At 67.9% G+C, this 18,041-nt stretch carries 14 protein-coding genes and 2 pseudogenes; 10 read left to right on the forward strand and 6 right to left on the reverse strand.

The features are described from left to right. Nucleotides 1-899: 899 nt before the first annotated feature. Nucleotides 900-1,976, reverse strand: coding sequence for a glycerophosphodiester phosphodiesterase family protein (locus tag ACIBB8_RS28460; protein WP_398956854.1), 1,077 nt, complete (start codon nt 1,974-1,976; stop codon nt 900-902). A 993-nt stretch (nt 1,977-2,969) separates the two neighbouring features. Between ACIBB8_RS28460 and ACIBB8_RS28465 the strand changes: the two genes are divergently transcribed. Then, nucleotides 2,970-3,377, forward strand: a complete 408-nt coding sequence (locus tag ACIBB8_RS28465; protein WP_366691044.1) for a DUF2795 domain-containing protein — start codon at nt 2,970-2,972, stop codon at nt 3,375-3,377. 442 nt (nt 3,378-3,819) lie between these two features. Here ACIBB8_RS28465 and ACIBB8_RS28470 read toward each other — a convergent pair whose 3' ends face one another. After that, the gene (locus ACIBB8_RS28470) at nt 3,820-3,996 is read right to left on the reverse strand and encodes a CsbD family protein (RefSeq protein ID WP_398956857.1); all 177 of its coding nucleotides are present in this window, start codon (nt 3,994-3,996) and stop codon (nt 3,820-3,822) included. Nucleotides 3,997-4,463: 467 nt separating this feature from the next. Beyond that, nucleotides 4,464-4,994 (reverse strand): chloramphenicol phosphotransferase CPT, encoded by a 531-nt coding sequence (gene cpt / locus ACIBB8_RS28475; RefSeq protein ID WP_398956928.1) that lies wholly within the window; start codon nt 4,992-4,994, stop codon nt 4,464-4,466. Nucleotides 4,995-5,302: 308 nt separating this feature from the next. Here cpt and ACIBB8_RS28480 point away from each other — a divergent pair, with 308 nt between their 5' ends. Continuing rightward, entirely contained in the window at nt 5,303-6,445 is a 1,143-nt protein-coding gene (locus tag ACIBB8_RS28480; protein WP_398956930.1) for a site-2 protease family protein, read from the forward strand. 417 nt (nt 6,446-6,862) lie between these two features. On the opposite strand, the gene ACIBB8_RS28485 is transcribed toward ACIBB8_RS28480, so the two are convergent. Next, on the reverse strand, nt 6,863-8,320 hold the full coding sequence (locus tag ACIBB8_RS28485; RefSeq protein ID WP_398956859.1) for an MFS transporter: 1,458 nt from the start codon (nt 8,318-8,320) through the stop codon (nt 6,863-6,865). Nucleotides 8,321-8,477: 157 nt separating this feature from the next. Here ACIBB8_RS28485 and ACIBB8_RS28490 point away from each other — a divergent pair, with 157 nt between their 5' ends. After that, nucleotides 8,478-8,933, forward strand: coding sequence for a MarR family transcriptional regulator (locus ACIBB8_RS28490; protein WP_366136645.1), 456 nt, complete (start codon nt 8,478-8,480; stop codon nt 8,931-8,933). Nucleotides 8,934-9,132: 199 nt separating this feature from the next. Here ACIBB8_RS28490 and ACIBB8_RS28495 read toward each other — a convergent pair whose 3' ends face one another. Next, nucleotides 9,133-9,981, reverse strand: a complete 849-nt coding sequence (locus tag ACIBB8_RS28495; RefSeq protein ID WP_398956861.1) for a hypothetical protein — start codon at nt 9,979-9,981, stop codon at nt 9,133-9,135. Nucleotides 9,982-10,564: 583 nt separating this feature from the next. Next, nucleotides 10,565-10,666: pseudogene (locus tag ACIBB8_RS28500) on the reverse strand (3-oxoacyl-ACP reductase); the annotation flags it as partial. On the opposite strand from ACIBB8_RS28500, the gene ACIBB8_RS28505 reads away from it, so the two are divergent. The 7 genes and pseudogenes from ACIBB8_RS28505 (at nt 10,641) to ACIBB8_RS28535 (ending at nt 17,945) form a co-directional block, all read left to right on the forward strand. Next, the gene (locus ACIBB8_RS28505; protein ID WP_398956863.1) at nt 10,641-11,336 is read left to right on the forward strand and encodes an NUDIX domain-containing protein; all 696 of its coding nucleotides are present in this window, start codon (nt 10,641-10,643) and stop codon (nt 11,334-11,336) included. The pseudogene ACIBB8_RS28500 and the gene ACIBB8_RS28505 sit on opposite strands and share 26 nt — an antisense overlap. Before the next feature lie 23 nt (nt 11,337-11,359). Next, nucleotides 11,360-11,968: pseudogene (locus tag ACIBB8_RS28510) on the forward strand (ABC transporter ATP-binding protein); the annotation flags it as partial. A gap of 105 nt (nt 11,969-12,073) precedes the next feature. Next, nucleotides 12,074-13,540 (forward strand): site-specific integrase, encoded by a 1,467-nt coding sequence (locus ACIBB8_RS28515; RefSeq protein WP_398956865.1) that lies wholly within the window; start codon nt 12,074-12,076, stop codon nt 13,538-13,540. Further along, entirely contained in the window at nt 13,525-15,267 is a 1,743-nt protein-coding gene (locus tag ACIBB8_RS28520) for a hypothetical protein (RefSeq protein ID WP_398956867.1), read from the forward strand. The genes ACIBB8_RS28515 and ACIBB8_RS28520 overlap by 16 nt, the downstream gene beginning before the upstream one ends. A 68-nt stretch (nt 15,268-15,335) precedes the next feature. Continuing rightward, on the forward strand, nt 15,336-16,952 hold the full coding sequence (locus ACIBB8_RS28525) for a hypothetical protein (RefSeq protein ID WP_398956869.1): 1,617 nt from the start codon (nt 15,336-15,338) through the stop codon (nt 16,950-16,952). Continuing rightward, a complete protein-coding gene (locus ACIBB8_RS28530; protein WP_398956871.1) occupies nt 16,943-17,449 on the forward strand; it encodes a hypothetical protein in 507 nt (168 codons plus the stop codon). Before ACIBB8_RS28525 ends, ACIBB8_RS28530 begins: the two co-directional genes overlap by 10 nt. A 1-nt stretch (nt 17,450) precedes the next feature. Then, nucleotides 17,451-17,945, forward strand: coding sequence for a hypothetical protein (locus ACIBB8_RS28535; protein ID WP_398956873.1), 495 nt, complete (start codon nt 17,451-17,453; stop codon nt 17,943-17,945). The last annotated feature ends 96 nt before the right edge of the window (nt 17,946-18,041 follow it).

Consider the following 18,041-nt stretch of genomic DNA (forward strand, 5'->3'; position numbering starts at 1 on the left):
CAGCGGCCACCCCACGCCCGAATCCGCAGCTCAACCCCGACACGGCCTGCACAACCCCGAAACGATCACACCGGAATCAAGCCGGTGGATCCGGGCTGAGTAGGGCCAGGAGCGGCGTGGGCGAAGACTTGCGAGACCAGGAGGAGGGTGGGGATGTCACGAAATCCGAGGTTCTGGCACAGGTTCCGTTTGCGCCCTGAGGCACTGTTGGTTCGAGTGGAGGTGGAAGACCTGCACCAACCCGCTGTCGCAGCAGTGGGGTTGGTGCTAGGGGCAGCCTGATCCGGGTGATGCCGGGGAGGGCGAGAGCGGCCCTGACAAAGCCGGGACGTGTCCCGTACTGCCAGATGGGGCGGGTCCGGCAAGCATGATGGAGAGGAGTACGCGAGGAACCGGCGTTTACGTCTCTTAAAGTGCCACCGGCTCGAACCTGGCGGATCTGGGGAGGGCCGGGGTACTGGAGATGTCGACCGTTCGTCGATCAGCTGCAGCAGGTCGAGGAACTCCAGAGTATTTTCCACTCCGGCTGGCTATCACCGTGCTCCGGCGACCGGACAGCGATTTTCATGGCCGACGCGGCCGGCGCGCGGCCGGGCTGCGCGCCCTCGAAAGACTCGGTGTCCTCACTCTGAAACGACCACTAGGGCGTGTTTCGAAAGGAGCGTCGTCCGCCCGTAGGGCGGGCCTGGCGGCGTCTGGTGCGTGCGGTCGCAAGGCGGACGGTCACCCCGATACTGGGCGTATCGGGGTGAGCCCGACAACGCAGCGAGCGTGCGTGCCAGACGCCGCCAGGCAGGCGGGACTTTCGAAACACGCCCCAGGGCCGGTCCCGTAACGGCGTACGTCCCCGGAACAACGGCGCTCCGGGGACGTACGCGCCTGTGGCGTGCCGGCACTCGTCAGTGGTGGTTCGGCGCGGGGTAGGCCTTGGGCAGACGCATGCCGCGTTCGGCCATGATCTCCCGTACGTGGTTGGGGTAGTTGGTGATGATGCCGTCGACGCCCATGTCCATCAGCGCCTCGACCGTGGCGTTGTCGTCACAGGTCCACGGGATGACCTTCAGGCCTCGGGCGTGGGCCTCGGAGATCATCTTCTCGTCGGGGTAGAAGCGGAAACTCGGGTCCGCCACGGTGCCGTTCTGCGGGAAGCCGTAATTGGGGGAAAGCGCCGTGACACCTGGGACGGCGGAGGCAGCCTTGACGAAGTCGCCGTCGTAGTCGTCGACGTCGATGCCGCCCAGCCACGGGGAGGCGCCGGGCTTGCCGACCTGAAGGAAGTCGTAGTTGGTCAGTGCCACCAGCGGGTAGGACGGCGCGAGCTTGTGCATCTCCTTCAGCGCGCCCCAGTCGAAGGACTGGATGGTGACCTGCCGCTCGATCCCCGAGCGGTGGATCTCCTCGTGGACGCGGCGGACGAACAGCTCGCGCGGTGCGGTCTGCTCCGGCGCGCCCGCCTCGACCTTGGTCTCGATGTTGAGCTTGACCTGCTTGGCGTCGTAACTCTTGACCAGGTTGAGGACGTCCTTGAGCTCCACCATCCGGAAGCCCTTGACCTGCTCCTGCTCGGGGAAGCCGGGCAGTTGCTGGTAGCCGCAGTCCATTGCCTTGATCTGAGCCAGCGTCAGGTCCTTGATGTACTTCCCGACGTACGGGTACATCGGGTCGCCCGGCGTCACCGGCCCGGTGTCCTTGCACTTCTGGGCGCTGATCTGCCGGTCGTGGTTGACGACGACCTTCTGGTCCTTGGTGATATGGGTGTCCAGCTCCAGGGTGGTCACTCCGAGGCGAAGGGCCTTGCCGAAGCCCTCCAGGGACTCCTCGGTGGTCATGCCGATGCCACCGCGGTGGGCCTGGAGGTCGAAATGGCTCTGCTGGGGCGGGACGTGGCCGTTGTGAGCCGTGGCCGCCTGGGCCGTCGCGGGGACCACGAGCGCGGGTACGACGGCCAGCGCGGCAACTGCATGCCGGAGGGACATGTGAACCTCATGTACGTCGGACGAACTGGACCCTGCGACGCTAGGCCGCAGTTGCAGCCCATACGAAGCCCGGACGTTAGGACATCGTGAACGCCCGGGAACCGTTGTTCACCGGGGCACCGGAGCGAATCGCCCGGCCGCACGGGAGGTGGCCCACGCCCGTCGAGGCCGCTGCCCGAGTGGCGGCAACTGACCCACGCCAGGCTGTCGGCGACCTGACGGAAGTCCTCATTCATGTAGCCGTCAACGCAGAGGGTGGTGCCCGTGATCCACGGCGCAGTCCCCGCGGTACACAGCTCTAGCCGCCCGGACCCGGCGCCCTGGTGCCCGCCCCGGCCTTGCGCCGATATCACGGCAGAGCAGACGGGTTCGAGTTCACCTTCGCAATGAATGTACTCACCAACCATGTGCTCGCCCGCGTACAGCAGTGGCGCGGCATCGCCACCCGCCACGAATACGCCCCGACCACCACCGCACGGCCGCCGTCGGAGGAAAGGGCACGAAACATCCTCAGTGGTCCCATACGCGCAGATGGGTGATTTCGACTACCCTCAAAAGGTGTGCAGAGAGCCGCCTGAGCACGAACTCTGGACAGCGAGGCCAGGACATGACCAAACCGCCGAAGCCATCGCAGCCCCCACACTGCGAGGGGGGCGTGCAGGCACAAGGCAGGCGGCAGAGCGCGATCTGCGCGCCCGCGAGCAGGGGCACGACGACCTCGATCCGAAGCCGCAGGCCTCGACTGCCCGTCAGCAGTACACGCAGGGCCGTAGCAGCGTGCAGGAGCACTCCGTGAACCGTCCGGAGAGGCGGTCGGTGAGGCGTGCCAGCTGGTGTGTCGATGCCTCGATGGTTGAGGACCACCAGCCGCTCGCGAACTGCAGGCCCGGCCCGCCCAGGCGCTGCCTGATCCGGCCGTTGAGGACCTGTCGAAGCCCCGTCCGTCGGCTGACCGTCCGGCAGCATCACCGCGCACAGAGAAGGTGTTCCACCATGGAGCGAGGAAGCAACCAGGTCAGCCCGCACAAGGACGATGCGAGGAAGCATGAACTGCAGGGCTATCTGAGGTCCGGCCACCCCACCCATGCCGAGGAGACCTACGATCCCGAGCCGGCAGCCGACGACGACGTGCGAGTGGACCCGGGTGGCCCCGTCCCCCCACCAGGCAAAGAAAGGGACCGGATACGCGCCGAGAAGGCGGCCGAAACTCTGCGGTCCGATCTGGCGCGCCACCTGAATCGCACGGCCTTCCCGGGTGACCGTTCGTCACTCGTGCAGACCTTGTCGAAGGAGCACGCCCCGGACACTCTGGTCGATGCGGTGCGTGAACTGCCCGGGGGTGAGCGCTACAAGAACGCGGGGCAGATCGTGCGCGCGCTGGGCCACCGGCCCCACGCCTGACAACAGGGAATCGTCGCATCGTTGGCCCTGTGCACGCATCGATGGGCCGCCTCCATCCTCCAGCGGCGGGAACGGGCCTTCGCGGACGAGCGGGCAGACAGACCACGGCCCCTGGACACGGTGGTCCTGTACGCCCGGTCCGGACGGGTCGCACTGCGACCCAATGCCGCGTCATCCGTACTACCGGCGGGTTGCCTCGCCGCGCGGCACCCGGCCTCGTACAAGGCGCCCTGCTCCAGCATCCCGCACTGGGGGGCGGGCGCTGTACGGGGCGTCCGTGCATCGGGAGACGGGCGGTCGGGGCGGAACGGTCTCAGTGCGCTCCTGGGCGGCGTGCCTCCCTGCGGCGTGAATGGAGACGCGCGCCGGGCCCGGGCAGAACGGCGCACCGGGGGCCAGCGGCAGAACCGATACTTCTACTTCGCCTCACGAGTGGTCGAGGTCAGTGCCCCGTCCGCTTCCGGACCTGGTCGGCTGTCTTGTGGGCGATCTCCTGCGCCTTCCCGCGCAGTTGCTCGCCCAAACCGTGCCTCTGCGCGGATTTGTCGCCGATTGCCTTGCCAAGGGTCTCCTTCATCTTGCCCTTGACCTGTTTCGCCTTCGCCGTGCCCTTGGTCATCAGAATCCCTGTCCTTCCGAGCGTTCGGCAGGGGTGTCGTAAGCGGGGCTGTCATCCCACCCTGCCTCCACCATCGACGTGCTGCAAACCGGCTCCTTCGGGGCGGGCCCGTCGTCCGGCACGCACGGTCCCCATGAGCCGACCCACGCTCACCCCGGCCTTTGTCCTGACCCGTGAAGGCGCCTTCCTCAACCAGGTCCGTCCGCTGCAGACGACGCCGTGGGCTGACGATGACGGCGGAACGGACCAACCTCGCACTGCTGCTGGGCGTTCTCATCACTACCGCAGGGCTGTTCGCGAGCGCTGATCCTTATGCTGACACCCCACACACGCGCCCCGGGACCACGCCCGGCCAGAGGACATCGCGGCCCGTCGAGGCCGTGCGCGCAGGTGATCTCGGAAGGGGCCACGCCTGACGCGCACCGTCCCGGCGCTGCGGTCGCAGCTGCAGAGAACCGAGCCGTCGCTTACCTGACATGTACGGCAATGGCCCGTGCGCACTCCATCGACTCGGCATGTGTGGTGTCCACCTCCAGGTCGTAGACCATGCCCCGGTGGACCACATCGGCCTGGGACATGGCCATCCCGGCGACCCGATCCCCTCGTGCGATCTCACGGCCTGCGGCAATCGCACCGTCGCACCGGACGCCGACCCACAGCACCTGCAGTTCGCCCAGAGCCTTCTGCCATCGCTGCTGTGAGTCCGCGCCGCCGAGGAAGACCTCATCGATGATGACCCGCGCGCCCGCTCGGGCCATGGCGGCGATTCCCTCGATCCAGGCTGCTTCCAGAGTCCGGAACTCCGGCCCGACGATCACTTCGCCGTCCGGAGCGAGCTCGATCCCGGCATCCGATGCCCGCATGGACGCGGGCATCGCCTCAACCAGCGTGTCGACTCCGAAGGCCAGCCACGGACCCGGCAGGACCGCCTGCAGACACCGCACGATCCCGGACTTCCCCGAGCTGGAGCCACCATTGAGAAAGATCACCTGAGTCATCACCGCGCCACAGTAGCGGCACCGCAACAACGCTCACAGCGGATTTCAGCGAGCGCCACACCGCCGGCCACAACCCGGTGAACCTTTCCGGTCACGGCACCTGGGAGAGAAACCGCGAAGAAGCCCCGGGGATCACGGCGACCTCCGTCTCGGGGCTTCCTGCTGAGATCTTGTGGCCGGCACAAGGCGGCATCACTCCGACGCAAGGCCGTTGAGCGGTTCCGGTCGCTGGGCCTGCCGACGGACCATGTAAGGGGACGGACTTCGGTCGGCGGCCGTGCGTCGTGTTCCGTCTACGGGTGATCGCAATGAAGGGTTCGATCCGGATCGGGAGTGTGCGGGGGCTGGAGCTGCGTGCGCATTGGAGCGTGCCGCTGATCATGCTGCTCTTCGCGTACGGTCTGGGCAGCCGCACACTGCCTGCGTACGCGCCAGGCCTGGCGTCGGTGGTGTACGCGGTGGCTGGAGTCATCGGTGCTCTGCTGTTGCTGGTGAGTCTGGTGGCGCATGAGGTGGCGCACGCGCTCACGGCCCGCAGGACCGGGATCCCCGTGCGGGACATTACGTTGTGGGCGCTGGGCGGAATAACCCGGATGCAGCGGCCTGCGACGGCACGGGCTGCGCTCGTGGTCGCCGTGAGCGGGCCGCTGGCCAGCCTGGTGCTCGGCGGGGCCGCACTGGGGGCCGCGGCCGGAGCCGGGGCAGGGGGCTGGCGGATACCAGCTGTTGTGCTCGCGTGGCTGGGCGGCACAAACCTGCTGCTGGGCGTCTTTAATCTGCTTCCCGCCGCACCCTTGGACGGCGGCCGGGTCCTGCAGGCCGCGCTCTGGTGGTGCACGGGTGACGAGGACCGGGCCCGGCGGGCGGCCGGGCGCAGCGGACAGATCCTCGGTATGGGTCTCGCCGTGGTCGGGTGGCTGGCTTTTGTGAGGGGGGTGCCGGGTGGATTGTGGCTGCTGGTCATCGGCTGGTTCGTGGCACTCACCGCCGCAGCCGAACGACGGTGGGCCGAGCTCCGCACAGTCCTGCGCGGCGTACGCGTGAGGGAGGCGATGACCAGTCCGGCCGCCACCGGTCCGGACTGGCTGACGGTGAACCGATTCCTGTCCGACGTGGCCGCACAGGCCGGTCATTCGGTTGTGCCATTGGTGGACTTCGAAGGCCGTCCCAGCGGCGTCGTACGGCTGCGCCGCCTCGGTGCCGTGCCGTCCGAGCAGCGGGAGACGCTGCGCATACGGGAAGTGGCAACCCCGCTGTCGCAGTGCACGCTCGCCACAGCGGACGAGCTCCTCATCGGGGTCCTGGACCGCCTCGGCTCGGGCGGCGGGCTGCCCATCCTGGTCACGGACAGCGGCCGACTCGACGGGATCGTCACCGCCCACGACATCGACCGAGTCGCCCAGCGGCACGCAGCGGGCCCGGATGGCGCTACTCCGACTCCCGACGGATGACTACCGGCACGGACTGCCGTATCGGGACCCGCGAAGATACGGGTGGGTTCGCGCACCACATCGGGTTCCAGGACGACCGGTCGGCGCCGACTGCACGTCACCGCCTCCCCGTGCGCCGTGCGTCGTGCGTCGTGCGCCGTGCGTCGTGCGTCGTGCGCTTGACGATGGGGCGCGGCGGGGCGGCGACGGCGGATTCGGCATCGGCGACCGTCGCGTCGCGGAGGGCACCCGACGAGCACAGCTCATGGACCTGGTGTTCACGGTGGGGCGTACGGATTGCCCATGATGGCGTTCACCACGTTCCACGTGCAGCTGCTGGACGGGTAGATCGACGCCGCACCCCGAGCGGTGGGTGGGCCCGCGACCGCCCCGGGACACCGACGGCCCGGAGCGGACGGCCCTGCCGATGTGCCTCCCTCAGGCCTTGACAGCGAGCTCGGCGGTAACGGCGTTCCCCGCCTCACCGTCCTGCGCAGCGGCGGACTGGACAACGCCCGGGATGACCGCTGCCACCGCGGCTGCCAAGAGCGCGACGCCGCCGCCGATCAGCAGACCGACGCGGAAGCCGTCCTCGGAGGCGAACGTGAAGCCGCCCATGGTGACCGTCATCTGCGAGAGGACGGCACCGATCACCGCGGCGCCGATCGAGGTGCCGAGCGAGCGCATCAGCGCGTTGAAGCCGTTCGCGGCGGCCGTCTCGGACATCGGGACCGCGCTCATGATCAGGGCGGGCATCGCACCGTAGGCGAGACCGACGCCACCGCTGATCACCACGGTGACGATCAGCAGACCCCAGGTCGAGCCCATCAACGCCATGGACAGGCCATAGCCGGCCGCGATGACGAGGGAACCGGAGACGAGGGTGAACTTCGGGCCGCGCGCGTTGGTCAGCTTCCCGCCGAACGGCGAGACGACCATCATGACGAGGCCGGCGGGCGCCATCCACAGGCCCATCGCCAGCATCGACTGGCCGAGGCCGTAGCCGGTCGCCTCGGGGAACTGCAGCAGCTGCGGCACAATCAGCATCTGCGCGTACATGCCGACGCCGATCAGGATCGAGGCGGCGTTGGTGAGCAGCACCCGGGGGCGGGCGGTGGTGCGCAGGTCGATCAGCGGGTCGCGGGTGCGCATCTCCCAGAAACCCCAGACCAGCAGGACCACGACCGCGGCGGTGAAAAGGCCGAGCGTGCTGCCTGAGCCCCAGCCCCAGTCCGCACCCTTGGAGATCGCGAGCAGCAGACAGACCAGGCCCACGCCGAGACCGAGCGCCCCGGCCAGGTCGAAGCGCTCCCCCTTCGCCGCGGCCGGTACGTTGGGAATGAAGGACCAGATCATCACGGCGATCAGCGCGGCGAGGACGGCCGACCCCCAGAACAGCGCCCGCCAGCTCGTGTACTCCGCGACTGCGGCGGCGATCGGCAGGCCGAGGCCGCCGCCGATGCCCATGGAGGCGCTCACGAGTGCGATGGAAGAGCTGAGCTTTTCGGCCGGCAGCAGGTCACGCAGCATGCTGATGCCGAGCGGCACCACGCCCATGCCCATGCCCTGCAGACCGCGCCCGACGATCATCATGCCGACGGACGAGGTCAGGGCGCACACCACCGAGCCGACGATCAGCGGCACACAGGAGGCGAGCAGCATCTTGCGCTTACCCAGCAGATCGCCGAGGCGGCCGGCGACGGGGACGCAGACCGCTGCCGACAGGAGCGTGACGGTGATCACCCACGTGGCATTGGAGGACGTGGTGTGCAGGATCTGCGGCAGATCCGTGATCAGCGGCGTCACCAGGGTCTGCATGATCGCGGCGACAGTGCCGGCCAGCGCGAGCGTGGCGACAACGCCGCCCGATCGGGGGGTTGGCTGGGGGCCGTCCATAAAGGGCTCCTCTAGGTGTTCGGGATTCGAGATCGAAAGAGAATATGCATCATACACATCTAATGTATCGGCCATGCTGCATGCAGCATGCATGAGGCAGGATCATTGCGACATCGCATGCACCGTCCGGCATGCACGGGACCGTCGAGGAGATCCGATGAACAGGGCCACGCGCCAGGTGGAGTACGAGCAGATGCTGCAGAGCCGCTACCTTCACCTGCACAAGTCGAAGGGGCGGCGCAAGGGCAGCACCCTGGAGCGCAGCGCATACATCCTGCTCAGCCGTATCCGGGTGCAGGGCCCGATGTCCATCGGTCAGCTCGGCGACGCATTCGGCCTCGACGCGTCCACCTTGAACCGGCAGACCGCAGCCGCCATGCGCGCCGGGCTCGTCGAGCGCATCCCGGACCCCGACGGTGGCATGGCGCGCAAGTTCCGTATCACCGCGGAAGGCGAGCAGCGTCTCGACGAGGAGCGCGAGGGCACCATCCATACCCTGGAACAGATCATGGCCGACTGGTCCGACGAGGACATCGCCGCCTTCGCCGACTACCTCAAGCGCTTCAACACCGACATTGAGCGCCTGGACGGCAGGCCCTGGCCGCGGCCGTGAGATGGCAGCACAGGCGCCAAACAGCCTCCCGCGACAGGAAGTGTGGTAACCATGAAGCCCGCATACCGGCCGTCCGACTGTGCGCGGCCGCACTCTCCGGCTTCCGCGACGCCGACCTGATGCGTACCGCGCATCGAAGACCGGAAACCCTGGCCCGATTCCGGCGGGCCAGGGTTTCCATAGCGTGTGGGCGTTGCCGTTACCACTCGTCGCGGTAGCGGTCCCTGATCACTCGGAAGCTGCCCACGACACCGTTCTTGACGAACACGCCGCCGTGGACGAAGCGCGGCGTGACACCGTTGCTGGTGCTGTACGGGCCGACCGTGGCAACGGGAGAGCCGTTGTCACAGGTGGCGCCGCGGAAGACCTCAACGGTCCGACGGCTGTCGTTGCGGACGTTGAGAGTCCTGGAGCCCAGACCGCTCACCACGGTGATGCAGCCGTCGGAGTGGGCGGAGTAGGACCGCTCGTTGAAGAAAATCCTTCCCCTCTCGTAGTCGCCACCGTAGCCCTCGTCCCCGCCGCCGTAGCCGCCGCCACCGTTGCCGCCGTAGCCGCCGCCACCGTTGCCGCCGTAGCCGCCGCCCTTGCCGCCGCCACCGTTGCCGCCGTAGCCGCCACCGTTGCCGCCGCCACCGTTGCCGCCGTAGCCGCCACCGCTGTCGCCACCTCGGCCGCCACCGCCGTTGCCGCCGTAGCCGCCACCGTTGCCGCCGCCACCGTTGCCGCCGTAGCCGCCACCGTTGCCGCCACCACCGTTGCCGCCGTAGCCGCCACCGTTGCCGCCACCACCGTTGCCGCCGTAGCCGCCACCGCTGTCGCCACCTCGGCCGCCGCCACCGTTGCCGCCGTAGCCGCCACCTCCGTTGCTGTTGCCCTTCCCGCCGCCGCCCTCTTCCAGCGGTGCCGCGGCGGGAGCAGCGGCCTGCTGCTGGACAACGGGCGCGGCTGCGGGGGTATCCGCGGCCGTGGCGTAGTTGATACCGGTTGCCGCCAGGGCCGCGGCGCCTACAACGGCGGCGGTCACGGCGACAGTACGCGTGGTCATATCGCTTCTCCTGTCTCAGAGACATCGGCTGTAGCCGATACGTGACAAACGTACTGAATAATGTTTTTATCTGTCATGTCGGACACCTCTAAGGCGTGATATCCAACGACTGATCGGGTGAATTTGCGCTATTTACGCATATACGCTTCATCTATTTGAAAAATAGTCAGGTTGATGTCCATCTGAATGGCCGTCATTTTCCTTTTGTCGCAGCGCTCTGAGTGGCGGCCAGTATCCGATCGGTCGCGTAGAGGGCGAGGGCAGAGACCAGGGTCGGCCCCAGAGGCGAAAGGGCGCCCTGAGTATCGGTTACGGCGTGGCTCAGGACATCATCGCCGAGTGGGACGGCACCCTTCAGCCCCGTGGCGCAAGCGGGTGGCGCGTCACGCCCACAGCTGTACCGACTGACACGGCCCGAGCCTCGTTCCGGCAGTGGGCCGACTGGCAGGGCCAGCGGTGATTGCACCCGACGCAATCGTCCGCCGATCCGGGACTCAACGCGCTCATCTAAGGGCTGTCCCGTCATCCCTGGTGGATCAGCGCACGGCGTCAGATGCGGCCCACATGGGCCCTGGGGCGATCCACGAGTGTCGTCGGTGTCGAGGAAGCCGACCGGTTGGACGTCGTCCTCCGCTCCGACGTTGTTCACCAGCAGGTCGATGCCGCCCGGCTCGGTGAGGGCGCTCGCCGAGCCCGCGAAACATGGCAGCCCGCCACGCACGTGGGGCGGCCTCGGCAGGCAGGCCGGAGAAGGACACCCGGTTCTGCTTCGCAGCGGCGGATGCAGCCGGCGCTCCGGCCTACGGATCGCGGTATGGCGGCGAAGCCGTGACCGCGCGAGGCTTGCGCACGGTGGAGTGGCTGAAGAGGGGGACCTTCGAGTGACCAACGATCGTTACCGTTTGGCGGCAGATGCTGTCCGGTTACCGTTCCGCTCGGACGGATGTGTCCTGTGCGTCCGCAGAGCTGCCGGGGCTGACCCCGCGCCGGGACAACTCGCGGTGGTGGGCGACAACTTGGAGGAGAGTGAGTCGCTCGATCAGGCAGCCCGCGGGGAAGCACGCGTGGCGGCCGGGGTCGATACCGACCCGCGTCATCAGAAGTTCTGCGGTCTGGTGCATGACGACGACCCCCTCGGCGAGGACCGGATCAGCACGGTGTTCGTGGCGCAGTCCTGGAGCGGCGAACCTCACAATGCTGAGCCGGACAGGCATGATGGACCGTTCCGGGCTGCCTTGGGCAAGCCGTCGCACGGCTGCAACCCCTGCACCGTGGCGATCTTCCGCATGGTCGCCGAGGGGCCCACGTGCCTGACCCTGAGCCGGCCCGTTCCTGCCCGGGGAGGCGCATCGTGAAGCGGTATCTGCGTCGGGTGCGGATGGTTGAGCCGACAGTTTCCGCAGCCGAGCAGAAGCTGTTCGGCGGGCCCCTGCGCTACGACATGGGCTGGGCCGAACATGAGCGTGCGCGGCTCGACTTGACCATGCTCTCGGCCATTCGTGCCATGCCCCGGCTGGTCGGCAGCACCCTGCGCCGGGCCTGGTCCGCCGACCGGCCCGCACTGCTGGCAGTCGGCGTCGGTGAGATCGGCCAGGGCATCGCGGCGGCCGTCAGCCTGCTCGCGGTCAACGCCGTGATGCATGCCCTGCTCGGCAGCGGCACGCCCGTCGACCGCCTGTACGGTGCCCTTCCCGCGTTGATCGCCGGCGCGGCCGTGGCGGTGGTGAACGCCGGCCTGGCCGGCTGGTCCACTTCACGGGCCGGGCGCCTGGAGCCCCTGGTGGAACGGATCGCGACCACCGAGTACCTGGCAGCAGCCACCGCAGTCGAACTGGAGGCCATCGAGGACCCGGAGTTCCGGCGCCTGATCGATGTCGCGCAGTACGGTGCGGCCTCCGCCCGGCGCATGATCAGCGCCTGCGTGGCCGCGCTGAACGGCACGATCTCGCTGATCGCCACAGCAAGCGTCCTGACCATCCTGCACCCCGAAGTCGCTGCTTAATCGCCGTGTCGCTTTCCTCGCGGTACACCTTGGAGTGATTCCTCCAAGTCTGTTGCAGTGAGGTCGTGTCGAATATCTAGGCTCCGCGCCATGCAACTGATCGGCTTCTCCGCCACCGGCTGGGAGTCCTGGGATGTGGCTCAACAGCCGCTCATCCGGGACCGGATGCCCGTACTCATCGACGACGACCTGAGATTCGAGGACGCTCCAGGGGTGCCCCGGCCGACGGTGTTCGTCAATCGCTGGCTGCGTGAGCTTCCGCTGAACGGTGCCCCAGCCACGCGCACTTGGCAGAACAGCGCCAACTGCCTCCGCGACTGGCTGGCGTTCCTCCAAGTCCGGGGTGTTGGCCCCCTGGGTGACGGTCGGGATCTGCGCGCCGCCCTGGGCATGTACGCCGAGTACCGGCTGGCCGGGGAGCTCAAGGACCGCTGGGACCCGAGCACATGGAACCTGAACATGGGCATCCTGTCGGGCTTTTACTCGTGGGCCCGTGAAGAAGGCATCGCCTCCGCCATGCCGTTCAGCTACCGGACGGGTCGGCGCATGGCGGAGGGGGTTCTGGTCGAGGTGGAGCGGAACCTTGCCAAGCTGCGCACCCCGAGGCCGCACACGACGATCAAGTACCTGGAACGGGACTTCGCGGAGCTGTTCGTGCGGGGCCTGGCAGGGCTCGGCCCGGATGGCGAGCCGGATCCGCGCTACCGCGGCTGGGAAGGGGCCCGCAACGCGGCGATGGGCGGCCTGGTGCTGTCCAGCGGCCTGCGGCGGCAGGAGTTCACGCACCTGACAATCTACGAGGTACCGCCTCTTCCGTCCCGCCCGCGAGCGTTGCCCGTGCTGTTACCGCTGAGCCATGCAATCACCAAGGGGCAGAAGGCCCGTACATCGTGGATCAGCTATGAGGCACTCGCCGAGGTGCACCAGTACATCGAGTTGGACCGGGCCGCGTCGGCCGAGGGCTTCACGTGGCGGCCGCCGTCGAAGCTGGGTGAGCCGCTGGTGGTGGAGGAGCCCGACTGGGAAGGTACGTACCTCAACGGGGAGCGGCGGTCGTGGCGGAAGTTGCGGCCTGCCGAGCGGCTGCGCCTGGTCGCTCCGGATGGGAGTTCGCCACTGCTGGGCCTGCAGTCCTCGGGGAAGCCGTTCGTGGACTGGGCGACGGTCTTCCGTCGGACGTCGGCCCGTATCCGCGAGCGGTTCGAACCGCGGTTCCCGACGGTGGCCCCGCACCGGCTGCGTCACTCGATGGCGATGGCAACCCTGGAGTGGCTGGTCACGGGCTACTACCAGCGGGCGGCTGCCCTCGCCGCCAACACCGGAGACGACGCCGCGATGGCTCTCTATCTGACCACGAACGATCCGATGCTGATCCTGCGGGACTTGCTCGGCCATCAGAGCGTCCTGTCGACGGAGCTTTACGTCGCTCGCTTGGACGTCACACGGATCTATCGCGACGCGTACAAGGACACGGCCGGCGCACCACATCCGGAGGCCGCCGCCGAAGCTGCGGCCGAGTTCGACGACGAGGAGGCTGGCGAATGCCCGCGTATGTGATGGACGAGCCATTGGCCGTGCACTTCGCGTTCCCCAACGGCCGTGAGTGGACGGCCGTTCTGGACGGTCTGCCCAATCCCGGGCTGGCGCGCGACCTTGCGAAAGGGCTCGCGGCCAACGCGCATCCCGACGGCGGCATCGGCGCGAAGAACACGGCCAAGGCGTACGCGGTGGCCCTGCGCCAGATGGTGAGCGCTTTGACTGAGGCCGGGTTCACCGGGAGCGTCCCGGACCTGACGCGGGCCACGCTGGTCCGCTACTGGATGGCCAGCACGTATACGCGTGAGCGCGAGACCCGCATGCTGTTGAAGGGCTTCGACGCGATCACCGGAGCTCTGCGTCCGGAGGTGCGCACCTACCTCACGGGGAACCAGATCCAGGCGTATCGAAGCACCAGCCCGTACAAGGCGTACACCGATGGAGAGTGGGAGCGGCTGGAGACGTCGTGCCGGGCGGTGGTGGACGACAGCTGGGCCCGTCACCGGCGGGCTCTGGAGCTGGCCGCGCGGGGCGGGGAGCCGTCGACGAGGGCGCACCACATTCCGCAGGACATCGCCTGGCTGTTGTTGCGGGACGGCCCCTTTCCGGACCGGCCCGTGTACCGGGCGCAGACCCAGGGCACGAAGTCGACGCAGTGGGGCCTGCGCCGGGCAGTGCGGCAGGTACGCAGCGATCTGTTTCCGCACCCGGTCGTCCAAGTCGCCTACTCCGTCTTGTTCGGCATGTACTGCGGGGTCGTGCCGGACGGCATCGACGATCTGGGGTTGGACGGTCTCGAATGGACTGGCGACGACACGATGCTGATCACGTACGTCAAGGGGCGTACTGCGCGTGAGAGTTCCAATCTTCCGGCTCGGGCGGTGCGGCTGCTGGAGCGGTGGCTGGCGTACTCGGCGCCGCTGCGGAACTTCGCTGACGCCGAGATCCGTGGGCAGCTGTGGACCTCGTACACGCCGAAGTGGTTTACGGCGAGTGGGAAGTTCAGCCCGGTCGTCGGTCCTCCGTCGGGCACAGGCCGTCATCGTGATCTGGTGAAGCAGCTGGGCCTGGTGGACGATGCGGGCAAGCCGTTCGTGATCCATCGCGGCCGGATTCGTGCGACGTACCACGAGCGATTGGCCAGGCGGGGGTGGACCGGACGGGCCACGATCGATCCGAACCACACCGCCCGCACCGAAGGCGATCACTACGTCACTCCGACAAGTCCCGCCCAGCTCGATGCGGTCGAGTCGATCATTGAGGACGGCCAGGCCGACATCCTCCGCAAGGCACTACCGCCGGTGGTGCTCTCGACGGAGCAGGCAGCGCGGTTCGCCGAGGAGTTCCCCTATGAGGTGAAACGGCTCGAATTGGATACCGCGGCCATTGCCGAGCTGGTGGGCGGCGAGCGCGATGTGTTCACTGCGGCCTGCGCCGATCAACTGGCTGGAGTCCACGGTCCTGCCGGGCAACCGTGTCCGGCCCGGCCGTGGGTGTGTCTTCTGTGCCCGCTGGCGGTGTTCCTGCCACGTCATGCGGCGAACCTGCTGCGACTGAATGCCTTCTTCGCGCGGCAGTTCCGGCAGATGCCCACGGAGAACTTCGTCCGGGTCTTCGGTCCGTACGCCGACCGTCTGGCCAACGAGATCCTGCCGAAGCTCTCCGTCGAGGCCAAGGCGAAGGGCGAAGGCGAGGTGGCGGACGACGACACTGACCTCCCGCTGAGGCCCGAGGAGGCCACACTGTGACGTCCCATCCCGTACCTGCGCGCCTTTCCCGTCACCGCCGGCCAGCCTCGGTCTTCGCCCAGACTGACGTGTGTGAGATCGCCGGGCTGAGACTCGTCGATGGCGCGACCCGCCCGCGGTTCGAGCAGGACCGCTGGGTGTTCTCCGGCCTCGCGGACGCACACCGGATGATGTCCGATCACGAGCAGATCTGGGACTTCACCCGGATCGTCAATCCGCGATGGAGCATCGTGGCCAAGGAGATCCTGCTGGCGATGCTCGCCCCGCAGTACGAGGCGGTGCTGGAGTGCGCGCATGCGATTCGGACCCCCCGTTCTCCCCGGACCTGTTTCAACTTCCTTCAGCGATACACCGAGTGGTTCAACTGGCTCACCGAGCAGGGCATCACGGCTCTGGAGGATGTCACGCAGGAGATGTGCGAACGGTACCTGGAGCACTACTCGTGGAGCGTTCCGGTCCCCGGGCGGCCGAGGCGGCGTCTGGAACCGTACTCAACCGTGGCGCATGTCCGGATCCTCAAACTGATCGCCCAGTACGAGGAACTGCTGTCCAGTGACAGCTACGAGACGGGGTTTGTCCCGTGGAAGGGGAAGACCGCCACCCAGGTCGTCGGCTACAAGTCGAAGGGGCCGAACCTCACACCGCCCGTGCCGGACTCCCTGCTGCAGCCGCTGTTGGCCACCTGCCTGTACTTGGTCAATGAGGTGGGGCCGCATCTGGCAGACCTGGTGGACGCGGCGCGCACCTCCCGAGCGGACACCATGGCGTCGGGCAGCGTCACCCTGGCGCACCTTCCCGCTCTACGGAAGATCCTGGCCCTCATGCGGGCCAATGGCGAACCGCTGCCCGCGGTTGATGATGTTCAGCTACGGAAGCGGACCGCGCTGGGACAGGAAGGCCCTCTGAAGCACCTGGGGTGGGAAGCACTCGCCCGAACCGTCGGCGCCCGCAGATTCGGGGACGACGCGCGTCGGCGAATGGTCCCGGAGCTGAGCACACTGGCCGCTGATGTCGGATTCCAGCCGCCGTTAGCCCGCCAGGCCGCAGCCATCCCGCGCATGGGGGACAGCGAACTGATCCCGTGGACATTGCCGTTGGCCGAGGGCGATCTCGTCTTCATGGCCGACCATGCGGTGACAGCCTGTCTGGTGGTCACCTGCGCCCTCAGCGGGATGCGGACCAGCGAACTCCTGGAAATCGAGGCAGGATGCAGACTCGCTGCCGTGACGACGCCCGGGGGTGGCCGCCGGTTCCGGCTCGCCAGCCGCCTGATCAAAGGGCAGAAGTTCGGGGGGGTCCCCGACGAGTGGGTGGTCATCGAGCAGGTGGACCGGGCTGTGGCCCTCGCCGAACGCCTGTTGAACCGGCTCGCTGGTGAGGCGCTGTTCGGCACCATCGACCTGGCCGGCCGGTTGAAGAACCTGCGTGGCTGGCTGGAGAGGACCGGCAACCGGGAGCGCTGGGGACTCCCGGTCATCCCCAAGGGTCGCTCAACGCCAGGATGCTGCGACGGACGCTGTCCCTGGCCATCGCGGAGCGTCCGGGCGGTCTGCTGGCGGCGAAGATCGCCCTCAAGCACATCTCCGTGGCCACCACGGAGGGGTATGCCGCTCGCCCCGGCGGATCCCAGCGACTGTTCCATTCCGAGATCGAGGAGGCTGAGGAAGCCCATCACGTGCAGCTGACGGTGCAGGCATTCCGAGATGTCCAAGCGGGCCGCCTGCCCGCCGGTCCCGGTGCACGCAGCCTGATCGAGGCATTCCGCCATGTAGATGCCCAGCTGAAGGACGCGGCCCGCACAGACGCGAAGATCCTCAAGGACGACCGTCACCTGGAGAATCTGCTGCGAAAACAGGCCAAGACGCTCCACGTCGGGCCTGCAAACTTCTGCTGGTTCCGTGACCCCTCGAAGGCCCTGTGCCTGCGTCTGGCCGGCACACCGAATGCAACGAAGCCGCTGGTCGGCATGTGCGACTCGGCTCGCTGCCCGCAGGCCACCCACCACCCCTGTCACCGTCCCGTCTGGGCCGGACAGGCCACCGTCATTGACGTGTTCATCGGGAGCCCTCGGGTGGCGAAGGGCGAGAAAACACGGCTGCTACCCGAGCGTGATCGCGCCCTGCGGGTCGTCGCCGAGATCGACGCCGCCTCCCAGGCCGCGGCGCCCGTTGGAAAGGACTGAGATGGCCCGACTCAACGAGGAGACCAAGACCCGCAACGAGGCCGCCATCCGGGCTGCCATGGAACGGATCCTGAGCGGGAACCTGCCACCCAGTGGAAAGGCCGACCTCAAAACCCTCGCCACCCTGGCCGGGGTGACCCGCACCGGCTTCTATCCCAAAACGAACCGTGATGGCACCACAAGGCCCGGCGCCTACCAGCACCTCGCCGAGGAGTTCGAGCGGCGGCTCAGGGAGCTTCGGGACGCCGGGGAGATCCTCGATCCCCGAGTCGCCCAGATCGGTCGGCTCAAGAAGGAGAACGCTGAGCTGAGGAAGCGAATCAGCGCCCGCGATGAGCAGTTGGCGGAATTGACCGATTTCAAGAACTTGGCGATCTCTCGGCTGGTCGCCCAACACGACGAGATCGAACGTCTGCGCAAGCAAGCGGCGGTCCATCACAACGTCCGCCCACTGCCCGCCCCGAGCAGCACCGCCCCCTTCGGCTCGTGCAGTTGACACCGACGGGTGGAGAGAGATGCGCCCACGGCTTGCCCCCTCCACCCGTCTCTGCTGGTCGTACACGCTCACTGCCTTGATGAAGGCCGGTAGCCG

Source organism: Streptomyces sp. NPDC051286 (genome assembly GCF_044455345.1).
In the GTDB taxonomy this organism is placed as follows: domain Bacteria; phylum Actinomycetota; class Actinomycetes; order Streptomycetales; family Streptomycetaceae; genus Streptomyces.

Bases quoted from the DNA above. Each gene is read 5' to 3' on its own strand.
- ACIBB8_RS28460 (WP_398956854.1), bottom strand. From the start codon at position 1,976: ATGTCCCTCCGGCATGCAGTTGCCGCGCTGGCCGTCGTACCCGCGCTC.
- ACIBB8_RS28465 (WP_366691044.1), top strand. From the start codon at position 2,970: ATGGAGCGAGGAAGCAACCAGGTCAGCCCGCACAAGGACGATGCGAGG.
- ACIBB8_RS28470 (WP_398956857.1), bottom strand. From the start codon at position 3,996: ATGACCAAGGGCACGGCGAAGGCGAAACAGGTCAAGGGCAAGATGAAG.
- cpt (WP_398956928.1), bottom strand. From the start codon at position 4,994: ATGACTCAGGTGATCTTTCTCAATGGTGGCTCCAGCTCGGGGAAGTCC.
- ACIBB8_RS28480 (WP_398956930.1), top strand. From the start codon at position 5,303: ATGAAGGGTTCGATCCGGATCGGGAGTGTGCGGGGGCTGGAGCTGCGT.
- ACIBB8_RS28485 (WP_398956859.1), bottom strand. From the start codon at position 8,320: ATGGACGGCCCCCAGCCAACCCCCCGATCGGGCGGCGTTGTCGCCACG.
- ACIBB8_RS28490 (WP_366136645.1), top strand. From the start codon at position 8,478: ATGAACAGGGCCACGCGCCAGGTGGAGTACGAGCAGATGCTGCAGAGC.
- ACIBB8_RS28495 (WP_398956861.1), bottom strand. From the start codon at position 9,981: ATGACCACGCGTACTGTCGCCGTGACCGCCGCCGTTGTAGGCGCCGCG.
- ACIBB8_RS28505 (WP_398956863.1), top strand. From the start codon at position 10,641: ATGCCGCCCGGCTCGGTGAGGGCGCTCGCCGAGCCCGCGAAACATGGC.
- ACIBB8_RS28515 (WP_398956865.1), top strand. From the start codon at position 12,074: ATGCAACTGATCGGCTTCTCCGCCACCGGCTGGGAGTCCTGGGATGTG.
- ACIBB8_RS28520 (WP_398956867.1), top strand. From the start codon at position 13,525: ATGCCCGCGTATGTGATGGACGAGCCATTGGCCGTGCACTTCGCGTTC.
- ACIBB8_RS28535 (WP_398956873.1), top strand. From the start codon at position 17,451: ATGGCCCGACTCAACGAGGAGACCAAGACCCGCAACGAGGCCGCCATC.